Here is an 11,932-nt window from a genome sequence, read left to right on the forward strand (position 1 = left end):
TTTGTCCTCCAGGGAGGGAAAAATAAAAAAACTAGTGGGACAAAAGAAAAAACTCAGGCGGTCGAATGACCGCCTGGAGATGTTCACTTACGCCTGGTGGCCGTTGATATAATCAATGGCAGCCTGAACGGTGGTGATTTTCTCAGCTTCTTCGTCCGGAATCTCAGTATCAAACTCTTCTTCCAGAGCCATTACCAGCTCAACGGTGTCAAGAGAATCCGCGCCCAGGTCTTCAACGAAAGAAGCATTGTTGGTCACTTCTTCCTGCTTAACGCCCAGCTGCTCGCCGATAATTTTCTTAACGCGTTCTTCGATAGTGCTCATACTCTTAAATTTCCTATCAAAACTCGCTTTCGCGATGGTTTTCGTAGTGTATAAAATGTTGAAAAATTTGCAACTAAATCCCGGCAGGTCTTACCACGATTTTGCGTTATTTTGAGGCCTTCCCCCCTATTAACGCAAATCTTTTTATACGCTTTTGCCTTCAAAATGCTTCTGCGTTGCTTTCGCCAGCAATTCCCGGTCACTTAGTAATCTATGCTCCCGGAGTATCGTGCTATGCTTCAGACGCAAACTGAATGATTATGCGTATAAAACGGTTAAACCATATACATTCCGCCGTTGACGTGCAGTGTTTCACCAGTGATGTAACCTGCTTCGTCAGAGGCTAAAAATGCAACCGCACTAGCGATTTCTTTCGGAGAGCCTAAGCGCCCCGCCGGAACTTGCGCCAGCGTACCCGCACGCTGTTCTTCAGTCAGCGCACGCGTCATGTCCGTTTCAATAAAGCCCGGAGCAACAACGTTGACAGTAATACCACGAGACGCGACTTCACGCGCCAGTGATTTACTAAAGCCAATCAGACCCGCTTTCGCCGCAGCGTAGTTGGCCTGACCCGCATTTCCCATGGTACCAACCACGGAACCAATAGTGATAATACGTCCATGACGCTTTTTCATCATAGCGCGCATTACCGCTTTTGACAGACGGAAAACAGACGACAGGTTGGTTTCGAGGATATCGTTCCACTCATCATCTTTCATTCGCATCAACAGATTATCACGAGTGATACCGGCATTATTGACCAGGATATCCACTTCACCAAATTCTGCGCGAATATTTTCCAGAACAGATTCAATAGATGCAGGATCGGTCACATTCAATACCAGACCTTTACCATTGGCACCTAAGTAATCGCTAATGGCCTGAGCACCGCTTTCACTGGTTGCTGTACCAATAACCTTTGCGCCTCGCTCAGCGAGAGTTTCCGCGATGGCACGACCAATGCCACGACTGGCTCCCGTTACCAGCGCAATTTTTCCTTCAAAATTCATGGTATTCCTCTTTAAAGCTCGAGCGCCGCTGACATTGCCGCTGGCTCATTCAGTGCAGATGCAGTCAGTGTGTCAACAATTCGTTTCGTCAAACCAGTAAGCACTTTACCCGGTCCGACTTCATACAGGTGCTCAACACCTTGTGCTGCCATGTATTCAACGGATTTAGTCCACTGTACCGGGTTATACAACTGACGTACCAGCGCATCACGAATAGCATCACCCTCGTTTTCGCACTTCACATCAACGTTATTCACCACGGGAACAGTCGGGGTGTTAAAAGTAATTTTAGCTAATTCTACAGCCAGTTTATCTGCAGCAGGTTTCATCAATGCACAGTGAGACGGTACACTCACAGGCAAGGGTAACGCACGTTTGGCCCCAGCCGCTTTACAGGCAGCACCTGCACGTTCTACGGCTTCTTTATGGCCAGCAATAACGACCTGCCCCGGAGAGTTAAAGTTTACCGGGGAAACCACCTGACCTTCTGCAGCTTCTTCACACGCTTTTGCGATGGAAGCATCATCCAGACCAATAATCGCCGCCATTGCGCCAGTTCCTTCTGGTACGGCTTCCTGCATGAACTTACCACGCATTTCAACCAAACGAACAGCATCAGCAAAATCAATCACCCCAGCACAAACCAGCGCAGAGTATTCGCCAAGGCTATGCCCGGCCATCATGGCTGGTGATTTACCGCCCTGCTGCTGCCAAATACGATATAAAGCAACGGAGGCTGTTAACAATGCTGGTTGAGTCTGCCAGGTTTTATTCAATTCTTCTGCCGGACCGTTTTGCGTAAGCGCCCATAAGTCATAACCGAGAGCTGCAGAGGCTTCAGCAAAGGTCTCTTCCACAATGGGATAAGTTGCGGCCATATCAGCCAGCATCCCGACAGTCTGGGAACCCTGGCCCGGAAACACAAATGCAAATTGCGTCATGTTTTAATCCTTATACTAAAAACGAATCAGCGCGGAGCCCCAGGTGAAGCCACCGCCAAAGGCCTCAAGCAGTACCAATTGCCCGGCTTTGATACGCCCGTCCCGCACCGCTTCATCCAGTGCGCACGGTACAGAGGCTGCGGAAGTATTGCCATGGCGGTCGAGAGTAACAACGACGTGATCCATTGACATACCTAGCTTTTTCGCAGTCGCGCTGATGATTCGCAGGTTTGCCTGGTGTGGCACCAACCAGTCAAGTTCAGAACGATCAAGATTATTTGCTTCCAGTGTCTCATCGACAATATGAGCAAGTTCAGTTACGGCAACTTTAAAGACTTCGTTACCTGCCATCGTCAGGTGAATCGGATTGTCCGGATTCACACGATCGGCATTCGGCAATGTGAGTAATTCACCGTAGCTGCCATCAGCGTGCAGATGAGTAGAAATAATACCAGGTTCTTCAGATGCTCCCAGTACTACCGCTCCGGCACCATCACCAAAAATAATGATGGTTCCACGATCAGTTGGATCGCAGGTTCGTGCCAGTACATCAGAGCCAACAACCAGTGCATATTTAACCGCACCAGATTTAACGTATTGATCAGCAATGCTCAGTGCATAAGTAAAACCAGCGCAGGCTGCTGCGACATCAAATGCCGGGCAACCTTTAATACCGAGCATGCTTTGAATCTGACACGCTGCACTGGGAAATGCATGAGTGGCAGAGGTCGTTGCAACCACGATCAGGCCGATCTCGTTTTTATCGATACCCGCCATCTCAAGCGCACGGTTAGCTGCTTCATATCCCATGGTCGAGACAGTTTCATTTGGTGCAGCAATATGGCGCTCACGAATCCCCGTACGAGTGACAATCCACTCATCGGAGGTATCTACCATTTTTTCCAGATCGGCGTTAGTCCGCACTTGTTCGGGCAGATAGCTGCCAGTACCAATAATCTTCGTATACATGTACGCTCAGTCACTTTTCGGTTATATACCGCCACTTACAAACTGCCGATGCGTTGGCTTCCTTACCACAAATTGTCATCTGTGGTTGGGCTTTTTGCCTCTTTCATCTTCCAGCAATTCGAAACCAGCCGGATATACAGATTTCAGGCGAGCGGCAATTCGCTGAGGAACTTGTCGCTGCACCGCCTGCACTGCCTGTTCAATCGCGACCGCAAAAGCTCGCTGATTGGCTGCACCATGACTCTTAATCACCGTGCCACGCAATCCTAACAGACAGGCGCCGTTATACTGGTCGGGGTTGAGGTGACTGAATCGCCTCGTCAGGCTTTTTTGTAGCCAACGCTTTAATAACAGTAGCCACCACGACCGTTTTTTCCCTTCACCCTGAGATTTCAGCAGAGAAAGGAACATTCTGACAACACCTTCCATCGTCTTTAATGTGACATTGCCTGTAAAGCCATCACAGACCAGCACATCAGTTTTTCCAGTCAATAACTCATTGGCTTCAAGATAACCGATATAATTGACGGAAGAGATTGTTTTTAGCACTGCTGAGGCGTCCCGGATACTGTCGAGACCCTTAACTTCTTCTTCTCCAATATTAAGCAACGCGACACGAGGGTTGGGAATTCCCACCACTTCTTCCGCTAAAACGGAGCCCATAATCGCAAATTGCACTAACATGGTGCTGTCACAATCGACGTTAGCCCCCAAGTCCAGGACTACCGTTTTACCCTTTTGTTGGTGCGGTAGAACAGTAACCAACGCCGGGCGCTCAATCCCCTCAAGAGGTTTGAGCAGTAGTTTTGCCAGCCCCATCAGCGCCCCGGTATTTCCGGCGCTGACGCAAGCTTGCGCTCGACCTTCTTTTACAAGTTCCAGGGCCACACGCATTGAGCTACCACGACTGGCGCGAATAGCCTGCGAAGGCCGTGCATCACTGGCGATAACTGACTGTGCAGGAATTATCTGTAAACGCGAACGCTGTTCAAAGTCAGCTTTAGCAAGTAATGGCGTGATGGCGTCGGGGTTACCGACTAAAAGAAGAGTGAGTTGCGAATTAGAATTCAGTGCCTGCAAAGCCGCAGGCACTGTCACGGAGGGGCCGAAGTCGCCCCCCATGACATCTAACGCCAGGGTTAGACGTGTCAAGGTATCGTCGCCGCCCGGTTCGGTGTTTCCCCAGTTACCCGGGGAAAATCCTCACTAAGCTTCATCACGCAAACGCGCGATTACTTAGCGATGACCTTGCGGCCGCGGTAGAAACCGTCGGCAGTGATGTGGTGACGCAGGTGTTTTTCACCAGAAGTTTTATCTACAGACAGGCTGGTGACTGCGGTCAGCGCGTCATGGGAACGACGCATGCCACGTTTGGAACGGGTTGGTTTATTCTGTTGTACGGCCATGGACCTTACTCCTCAATTACGGTTTATCCCCGATCCAACGGGGAGCACCAATTACTTACGCTTTAAGCTGGCTAATACGGCAAATGGGTTTGGCTTTTGCGCTTCTTCAGGCAGTTCACCAAAGACCATGTCCGCTTCGGACACTTCACAGTGTTCAGAATCATGCACCGGAACTACTGGCAAGGCGAGGATGATTTCATCTTCTACCATTGCAAGCAGATCGATTTCACCGAATTCGTTAACCTCAATCGGTTCATACGCTTCCGGCAGTGCTTCAGCCTGTTCGTCTGAACGCACAGGACTAAAACAATACGTTGTGTAGACATGATGGGTAAACGGCTTCCCGCAACGCTGACATTCGAGCGTTACCGTTACCTTCGCATCACCAGTAATTACGGCGAGACGTTGGTTATCGATAGCGAACGACATGGAGCATTCCACATCACTGTCCACACTGACCACAGATTCGGCGACACGCTCAACCTGATCCGGAGTATAAATACCCTGGTAATCAAGTCGTTTTTGAGCCGTGCGAACCGGATCAAGAGTCAGGGGTAATTTTACCTTTTGCATAGGGCGCGCATATTAACTTCGTAACGTCGTATAGTCAAAGAAAAAGGCAGCCTGCGGTTGCCTTTTGCCAATAATTCGCACACATTGCGGGTTACAGCCTTATTTTCGTTCAGTGCTGGCAAAGTTGCCAGTCAGCAAAACGAAGCGCATAGTTTAAATTGGCTTACATCATTACGCTATATCTGGTGGAAAAAAATATGTATGGACTTATTTTAGCTTCGACATCGCCCTGGCGTCGCGCTCTGCTGGACAAACTGGCCGTTACGTTTGAGTGCGCAGCGCCAGAAGTCGATGAAACGCCACTGCCAGGTGAATCTCCGCGTCATTTAGTTTTACGCCTGGCACAAGCAAAAGCGCAATCTTTAGCCGAACGTTATCCGGCCCATTTAATAATTGGTTCCGATCAAGTTTGTGTGCTGGATGGTGAAATTACCGGCAAACCGTTAAGTGAAGAAAATGCTCGCCTGCAATTACGTAAAGCGAGCGGCAATATTGTCACTTTTTATACCGGGCTTGCGCTTTATAATTCAGCAACTGGCAATTTACAGACGGAAGTCGAGCCGTTTGATGTTCATTTCCGCCATCTCAGTGACGCGGAAATAGACAATTATGTGCGAAAAGAACATCCACTCCAGTGTGCTGGCAGTTTTAAAAGCGAAGGTTTGGGTATTGCACTCTTCGAGCGTTTAGAGGGGCGCGACCCGAACACACTGGTCGGTTTACCCTTAATCGCGCTCTGTCAGATGTTACGTCGCGAAGGGAATAACCCGCTAATGGAGTAACAACTGCCCGATAAGCCGGATAAGGCGTTTACGCCGCATCCGGCAATCGATGTTGACTGCCTGATGCGACGCTGCGTATTTTGGTGGAACTCAAGTGTGAGTTTTTTATTAACGTGTGGCACGCAGTTTCTGCAAACAGCGCTTCAACCCATCATCCATTGGCGCTTCGATACGCATCACTTCTCCCGTTCCTGGATGAGTGAATTTCAATGCTGCTGCATGCAGAAAAAGGCGTGACAACCCCGTGTTTGCCAGTTGTTGATCAAATTCACGGTCACCGTAACGATCATCGAAGGCAATTGGATGCCCGGCATATTGTGTATGCACACGAATCTGGTGCGTACGTCCGGTCACAGGGCTACAACGAACCAGCGTGGCAATTGCATAGCGCTCTTCAACTTTAAAACGCGTTTCCGACGGTTTACCTTCCTGGCTGACTCGCACAATACGTTCGCCGCTTTGTAGAATATTCTTTAATAAAGGTGCCTGGACGCTTTTAACGTGCGACTGCCACTGACCACGCACTAACGCCAGATAATCTTTTTGCATCCCCTTTTCACGCAACTGCTCGTGAAGCGAACGCAGTGCTGAGCGCTTTTTAGCCACCAGCAGAACACCTGACGTATCACGGTCCAGACGATGTACCAGTTCGAGGAAACGCGCTTCCGGGCGCAACGCCCGCAAACCTTCAATAACGCCGAAGCTTAAACCACTGCCACCGTGCACCGCAGTACCAGAAGGTTTATTGAGCACCAGGATATGATCATCTTCATATAAGATGACGTCTGCCAGCGCCGCCACCTTTTGCAGATGTGGCGAAACAGCATCCTCTTCCCGCTCAGCAACGCGGACCGGTGGAATGCGAACTTCATCACCTGCGGCCAGTTTATACTCGGGCTTGATACGTTTTTTATTCACCCGCACTTCGCCTTTACGCAAAATGCGATAGATCATGCTTTTTGGCACACCTTTTAACTGGGTACGCAAAAAGTTATCGATACGTTGCCCCGCTTCATCAGCGGTTATAGCAACAATTTTTACGGATGGAGTCTCTGTTTTCATGGTGGGCGATTCTAAATAGCCAACAAGATTCGCGCCACACATTTTTCTATGCTTATATTTAGTTTTGTACCTTATTACTTCACTACGTGAACACTTTATTGATGGTTATTAAATCAATCGCCACCAGGAAGTGAAGAAACTGTGAGTAAGCGGGTGATAAATGGTAAAAGTCATCTTGCTATAACAAGGTGAGCAGTGGAATAATGAGAACGTTTCCGTGTTCTACCTTGTTAAAACAAGAATTTTTACGGAATAACCCATTTTGCCTGACCGATCATCAACGCAGCAATGGCGTAAGACGTATTGATCTTTCAGGCAGTTAGCGGGCTGCGGGTTGCAGTCCTTACCGGTAGATGGAATCTTCTCTGGAGAATATTTCCCAGGCTGTTTCCCCTGATAATTGCGCTGTTTTTCCATATGAAATACAGGCAACCGACACTCTGCGCCTCTTTGAGCTGACGATAACCGTGAGGTTGGCGACGCGACTAGACACGAGGCCATCGGTTCACACCCGGAAAGGTGATACTTTGCCCGCAGCTTAGTCGTCAATGTAAGAATAATGAGTAAGTTACGATGAAAAGAATGTTAATAAACGCAACTCAGCAGGAAGAGTTGCGCGTTGCCCTTGTAGATGGGCAGCGTCTGTATGACCTGGATATCGAAAGTCCAGGGCATGAGCAGAAAAAGGCAAACATCTACAAAGGTAAAATCACCCGCATTGAACCGAGTCTGGAAGCTGCTTTTGTTGATTACGGCGCTGAACGTCACGGTTTCCTCCCACTAAAAGAAATTGCCCGCGAATATTTCCCTGCTAACTACAGTGCTCATGGTCGTCCCAACATTAAAGATGTGTTGCGTGAAGGCCAGGAAGTCATTGTTCAGATCGATAAAGAAGAGCGCGGTAACAAAGGCGCGGCATTAACCACCTTTATCAGTCTGGCGGGTAGCTATCTGGTTCTGATGCCAAATAACCCGCGCGCGGGTGGCATTTCTCGCCGTATCGAAGGCGACGACCGTACCGAATTAAAAGAAGCACTGGCAAGCCTTGAACTGCCGGAAGGCATGGGGCTTATCGTGCGCACCGCTGGCGTCGGCAAATCTGCTGAGGCGCTGCAATGGGATTTAAGCTTCCGTCTGAAACACTGGGAAGCCATCAAAAAAGCTGCCGAAAGCCGCCCTGCTCCGTTCCTGATTCATCAGGAGAGCAACGTAATCGTTCGCGCCTTCCGCGATTACTTACGTCAGGATATCGGCGAAATCCTTATCGATAACCCGAAAGTGCTCGAACTGGCACGTCAGCATATCGCTGCATTAGGTCGCCCGGATTTCAGCAGCAAAATCAAGCTGTACACTGGTGAAATTCCGCTGTTCAGCCACTACCAGATCGAATCGCAGATTGAGTCCGCCTTCCAGCGTGAAGTCCGACTGCCGTCCGGCGGTTCCATTGTTATCGACAGCACCGAAGCGTTAACTGCCATCGATATCAACTCCGCACGCGCGACCCGCGGCGGCGACATCGAAGAAACCGCGTTTAACACCAACCTCGAAGCTGCCGATGAGATTGCTCGTCAGCTGCGCCTGCGTGACCTCGGCGGCCTGATTGTTATCGACTTTATCGATATGACACCAGTACGCCACCAGCGTGCGGTAGAAAACCGTCTGCGTGAAGCGGTACGTCAGGACCGTGCGCGTATTCAAATCAGCCATATTTCTCGCTTTGGTCTGCTGGAAATGTCGCGTCAGCGCCTGAGTCCGTCTCTGGGCGAGTCCAGCCATCACGTCTGCCCGCGCTGCTCCGGTACCGGCACTGTGCGTGACAACGAATCTCTGTCGCTCTCAATTCTGCGTCTGATTGAAGAAGAAGCCCTGAAAGAGAACACTCAGGAAGTCCACGCTATTGTGCCTGTGCCTATCGCTTCTTACCTGCTGAACGAAAAACGTTCTGCGGTAAATGCCATTGAAACGCGTCAGGACGGCGTGCGTTGTGTGATTGTACCTAACGATCAGATGGAAACCCCGCACTACCATGTGCTGCGCGTACGCAAAGGGGAAGAAACTCCAACCTTAAGCTACATGCTGCCGAAGCTGCATGAAGAAGCGATGGCGCTGCCATCTGAAGAAGAATCTCCTGAACGTAAACGTCCTGAGCAACCCGCACTGGCAACCTTTGCGATGCCAGATGTCCCCCCTGTCCCACCAGCGCCTGCTGAACCGGCAGTTAAAGCTGCTCCGGCACCAAAAGCTGCTGAACCCGCTGCTACACCTGCTCAACCCGGTTTATTAAGCCGTTTCTTTGCTGCATTAAAATCTATTTTTAGTGGCAGTGATGACGCTAAACCAGCAGAGCAGCCAGCACCGAAAGCGGCAGAAAAACCAGAGCGTCAACAGGATCGCCGTAAACCGCGTCAGAACACACGTCGTGACCGCAATGAGCGTCGTGATACGCGTAGTGAACGCACTGAAAACAGTGATAATCGCGAAGAGAATCGCCGTAACCGCCGCCAGGCACAAGGTGCCGAATCGCGTGATAATCGTCAGCAAGTTAATGATATTGAAAAAACCAAGCCTACGGATGAACAGCAAACACCGCGCCGCGAACGTAGCCGTCGTCGTAACGATGACAAACGTCAGGCACAGGCTGAAGTTAAAGCGCTGAATGTTGATGAGCAAGCGACTCAGGAAGTCGAACAGGAAGAGCGTGTACGTCAGCCTCAGCCTCGTCGTAAACAGCGTCAACTGACACAAAAAGTTCGCTACACCAGTGAAAGCGCGGTTGAAACCGTCACCACTCCTGTTGTTGAAGAAGCCCCGGTAACTCAGCAAGCTGCGCCAGCAGCACCTGCTCAACGTACTGAACTGGTGAAAATTCCTCTGCCTGCCGTCACCGAAGTGGCACAAGAGCAGCAAGAGAGTTCCGACATTCCTGATAACCGTGACAGCAACGGTATGCCCCGTCGTTCACGCCGCTCGCCTCGCCATCTGCGTGTGAGTGGTCAACGTCGTCGTCGTTATCGTGATGAACGTTATCCGAATCAGTCACCAATGCCATTAACCGTTGCATGCGCTTCCCCGGAACTGGCTTCAGGTAAAGTTTGGATCCGCTATCCGGTAGTACGTCCGCAAGATGTTCAGGTTGAAGAACAACGTGAGCAAGATGCGGTGCAGACTCAGCCAGCTGTTCATGATGCACCGGCCATTGCCGCTGTTGTACCAGCTGCTGTTGAACAGGTAACAGCCCCTGTCGTTCAGCAGGAGGCCTCTGAAGAAGTGAAGCCTGTCGTAGTGGAAACTACGCATCCTGAAGTGATTGCCGCTGCCGTAGATGAACAACCACAGGTAATCGCCGAGGCCGATGCGACTGTTGCCGAGGAAACGGCTCAGCAAGCTGAACCTGCTGTTGAAAGCGAACCAGAAGCACCAGTAGCTGAAAACACAGAAGTTAATGTGGTTGAACCAGAAGCGCTTTCTACACCTGTTGAAGCCGTACCGGAAGTTGCCAAGGTTGAGGTTGAGGAACCTGTTATCAAAACTGAGTCTCAGCCTGTTGAGACTGCCGAAATTGCAGCGGTATCACACAATCACGCTACTGCGCCAATGACCCGGGCTCCAGCACCGGAGTACGTCCCGGAAGCTCCGCGTCATAGCGACTGGCAACGTCCTGCCTTTGTTTTTGAAGGTAAAGGAGCAGCTGGTGGCCACGCAGCAACGCACCATGCTGTTGCAGGTCCGACTCGCCCACAACCGATAGAGTAATCCATTTATCTGTTGTAAGCCGGCCGTTTGGCCGGCTTTTTTATTACGTACTTATCAACCCGCAAGAATAAAAAAATGCCTGTCGCGGTATTCACCGGGACAGGCAGAAAAACATATCCAGTTTCACGATATGTTTAAAGTGGTGGATTATCTGTTCAGTTGAAACAGCGACATACCCTGCATATCGGTAAACGCTTTATAAGATGCTTGCAGTGCAGCCTGTTGCATAACGTATGATGAAATTGCCGCATTCCAGTCAACATTGATCAGGTCGCTCATCTGTTGAGTCTGACCAAGTGCACGATCACTGCCCAGCGAATCCAGAGCATCAAGTTCGCTAAGCTGAGTGCCCAGTTCCGCACGCACCGTCAAAACGTTGTTGAGGCTATTTTTCAATCCGCGATTTGTTTTATCAATTATCCCAGCGGCCTTTTCCTTTTCAGTTTCATTCTCAGCAACAGGTGTTTTTAATGCGCCAATGGCGGAATCGAGCATTTTAAACAGATTTGTTTCCTGAGTACTGCCAGCAGGTTCAGGGATAGCATTGCTGGTAAAATGGTCAAAAATTTTATCTCCGGTATGCCCAATCACCATGCTTCTGGAAGCATCAACTTGCTGTGTTATGCTCTCTTTTCCACCGTTATATTCACCACTTGCCTGGTCAAACGGTGCAGCTTCCGTTTTATATCCGGCAAAAATATAGCGCCCATTGCCATCGGTGCTATTTGCAAGGTTCATTAACTGGTCACGAATCCCCTGGAGATCCGTGGCAAGGGAAGCCCGGTCATCATCACTCAGCGTACCGTTTCCGGCATAAACAATTTTTTCCTGAGCATTTTGCAGTGCGGTAGTCACCTGGCTGAGCACATTCTCCTCAAGCGAAACTTTCTGCGTTGCAAACGTTCTTGCCAGTGCATACTGGTTGTTTTGCGCCTGCGCCTGAGACAGCACAACAGCCTGGGAAGCCGCAATGGGATCGTCAGAGGGATTAATCACTCGTTTACCGGTGGACATTTGCTCACCGTATTTCATCCATTCTGCCTGAGAATTGGTAATGCCCCGCATATTTTGCTGGTACATCATCTGGGTACTGATACGCATCGAATAGCCCC

Annotated in this window: 11 protein-coding genes; 2 read left to right on the forward strand and 9 right to left on the reverse strand. The window is 49.9% G+C overall.

Annotation, left to right across the window (positions count from 1 at the left end):
- Nucleotides 1-87: 87 nt before the first annotated feature.
- The 7 genes from acpP to yceD all read right to left on the reverse strand — a co-directional run bounded on the left by acpP (nt 88) and on the right by yceD (nt 5,223).
- Entirely contained in the window at nt 88-324 is a 237-nt protein-coding gene (gene acpP, locus K0335_RS04190) for an acyl carrier protein (protein ID WP_000103754.1), read from the reverse strand.
- A 275-nt stretch (nt 325-599) separates the two neighbouring features.
- Nucleotides 600-1,334 carry a 3-oxoacyl-ACP reductase FabG gene (gene fabG, locus K0335_RS04195; RefSeq protein WP_001008545.1) on the reverse strand — a complete coding sequence of 245 codons (735 nt, stop codon included), beginning with the start codon at nt 1,332-1,334 and terminating at the stop codon, nt 600-602.
- An 11-nt stretch (nt 1,335-1,345) separates the two neighbouring features.
- A complete protein-coding gene (fabD, locus tag K0335_RS04200; protein WP_000191393.1) occupies nt 1,346-2,275 on the reverse strand; it encodes an ACP S-malonyltransferase in 930 nt (309 codons plus the stop codon).
- 15 nt (nt 2,276-2,290) lie between these two features.
- A complete protein-coding gene (gene fabH / locus K0335_RS04205; protein WP_000288144.1) occupies nt 2,291-3,244 on the reverse strand; it encodes a beta-ketoacyl-ACP synthase III in 954 nt (317 codons plus the stop codon).
- A 75-nt stretch (nt 3,245-3,319) separates the two neighbouring features.
- Nucleotides 3,320-4,396 carry a phosphate acyltransferase PlsX gene (gene plsX, locus K0335_RS04210; RefSeq protein WP_002431498.1) on the reverse strand — a complete coding sequence of 359 codons (1,077 nt, stop codon included), beginning with the start codon at nt 4,394-4,396 and terminating at the stop codon, nt 3,320-3,322.
- An 80-nt stretch (nt 4,397-4,476) separates the two neighbouring features.
- Nucleotides 4,477-4,650 (reverse strand): 50S ribosomal protein L32, encoded by a 174-nt coding sequence (gene rpmF, locus K0335_RS04215; RefSeq protein ID WP_000290724.1) that lies wholly within the window; start codon nt 4,648-4,650, stop codon nt 4,477-4,479.
- A gap of 51 nt (nt 4,651-4,701) precedes the next feature.
- Complete coding sequence (gene yceD, locus K0335_RS04220) at nt 4,702-5,223, reverse strand: 23S rRNA accumulation protein YceD (protein WP_001174474.1); 522 nt, start codon at nt 5,221-5,223, stop codon at nt 4,702-4,704.
- A 197-nt stretch (nt 5,224-5,420) separates the two neighbouring features.
- Here yceD and K0335_RS04225 point away from each other — a divergent pair, with 197 nt between their 5' ends.
- Entirely contained in the window at nt 5,421-6,005 is a 585-nt protein-coding gene (locus K0335_RS04225) for a nucleoside triphosphate pyrophosphatase (RefSeq protein WP_000274293.1), read from the forward strand.
- 108 nt (nt 6,006-6,113) lie between these two features.
- Here the strand turns inward: K0335_RS04225 and rluC are convergent, their stop codons facing one another.
- Complete coding sequence (gene rluC, locus K0335_RS04230) at nt 6,114-7,067, reverse strand: 23S rRNA pseudouridine(955/2504/2580) synthase RluC (protein WP_002432246.1); 954 nt, start codon at nt 7,065-7,067, stop codon at nt 6,114-6,116.
- A gap of 573 nt (nt 7,068-7,640) precedes the next feature.
- On the opposite strand from rluC, the gene rne reads away from it, so the two are divergent.
- On the forward strand, nt 7,641-10,820 hold the full coding sequence (rne, locus tag K0335_RS04235; protein WP_104920244.1) for a ribonuclease E: 3,180 nt from the start codon (nt 7,641-7,643) through the stop codon (nt 10,818-10,820).
- A 147-nt stretch (nt 10,821-10,967) separates the two neighbouring features.
- Here rne and flgL read toward each other — a convergent pair whose 3' ends face one another.
- Entirely contained in the window at nt 10,968-11,921 is a 954-nt protein-coding gene (gene flgL, locus K0335_RS04240) for a flagellar hook-associated protein FlgL (protein ID WP_001223037.1), read from the reverse strand.
- Nucleotides 11,922-11,932 lie beyond the last annotated feature (11 nt).

The sequence above is a fragment of the Escherichia sp. GZ89 genome, from assembly GCF_019366485.1.
Classification (GTDB): Bacteria; Pseudomonadota; Gammaproteobacteria; order Enterobacterales; family Enterobacteriaceae; genus Escherichia; species Escherichia fergusonii.

Excerpts from the sequence above, each read along its gene's own strand:
- acpP (WP_000103754.1), bottom strand. The coding sequence starts at position 324 with ATGAGCACTATCGAAGAACGCGTTAAGAAAATTATCGGCGAGCAGCTG.
- fabG (WP_001008545.1), bottom strand. The coding sequence starts at position 1,334 with ATGAATTTTGAAGGAAAAATTGCGCTGGTAACGGGAGCCAGTCGTGGC.
- fabD (WP_000191393.1), bottom strand. The coding sequence starts at position 2,275 with ATGACGCAATTTGCATTTGTGTTTCCGGGCCAGGGTTCCCAGACTGTC.
- fabH (WP_000288144.1), bottom strand. The coding sequence starts at position 3,244 with ATGTATACGAAGATTATTGGTACTGGCAGCTATCTGCCCGAACAAGTG.
- rpmF (WP_000290724.1), bottom strand. The coding sequence starts at position 4,650 with ATGGCCGTACAACAGAATAAACCAACCCGTTCCAAACGTGGCATGCGT.
- yceD (WP_001174474.1), bottom strand. The coding sequence starts at position 5,223 with ATGCAAAAGGTAAAATTACCCCTGACTCTTGATCCGGTTCGCACGGCT.
- K0335_RS04225 (WP_000274293.1), top strand. The coding sequence starts at position 5,421 with ATGTATGGACTTATTTTAGCTTCGACATCGCCCTGGCGTCGCGCTCTG.
- rluC (WP_002432246.1), bottom strand. The coding sequence starts at position 7,067 with ATGAAAACAGAGACTCCATCCGTAAAAATTGTTGCTATAACCGCTGAT.
- rne (WP_104920244.1), top strand. The coding sequence starts at position 7,641 with ATGAAAAGAATGTTAATAAACGCAACTCAGCAGGAAGAGTTGCGCGTT.
- flgL (WP_001223037.1), bottom strand. The coding sequence starts at position 11,921 with ATGCGTATCAGTACCCAGATGATGTACCAGCAAAATATGCGGGGCATT.